Source organism: Clostridioides sp. ZZV14-6150, from assembly GCF_020657875.1.
In the GTDB taxonomy this organism is placed as follows: domain Bacteria; phylum Bacillota; class Clostridia; order Peptostreptococcales; family Peptostreptococcaceae; genus Clostridioides.
On sequence record NZ_JAGWDA010000091.1, the window covers coordinates 1 to 335 of the forward strand.

General features: G+C 54.6%; 4 tRNA genes. All 4 read right to left on the reverse strand.

Features of this window, described 5'->3' with window-relative positions:
• Nucleotides 1-3: 3 nt before the first annotated feature.
• Nucleotides 4-80, reverse strand: a tRNA-Asp gene (locus KGF41_RS20635).
• A 5-nt stretch (nt 81-85) separates the two neighbouring features.
• Nucleotides 86-161: transfer RNA gene (locus KGF41_RS20640), tRNA-Val, on the reverse strand.
• Nucleotides 162-168: 7 nt separating this feature from the next.
• A tRNA-Gly gene (locus KGF41_RS20645) sits at nt 169-242 on the reverse strand.
• Between the two features lie 17 nt (nt 243-259).
• Nucleotides 260-334: transfer RNA gene (locus KGF41_RS20650), tRNA-Glu, on the reverse strand.
• Nucleotide 335: the final 1 nt, after the last annotated feature.

A 335-nucleotide genomic window follows, 5' to 3' on the forward strand; every position in this document is an offset into this window, starting at 1 on the left:
ATTTGGCGACCTGGAAGGGGTTCGAACCCTCGACCTCCAGCGTGACAGGCTGGCATTCTAACCAACTGAACTACCAGGCCGCAAATGGTGGGACCAGCAGGGCTCGAACCTGCGACCCCCTGCTTGTAAGGCAGGTGCTCTCCCAGCTGAGCTATGATCCCATTTTTTTGGAGCGGGTGAAGGGGATCGAACCCTCACAGCTGGCTTGGAAGGCCAGAACTCTACCATTGAGCTACACCCGCTTATTTAATTGTTTTTTTGGTGACTCGTAGGGGAATTGAACCCCTGTTACCGCCGTGAAAGGGCGGTGTCTTAACCTCTTGACCAACGAGCCA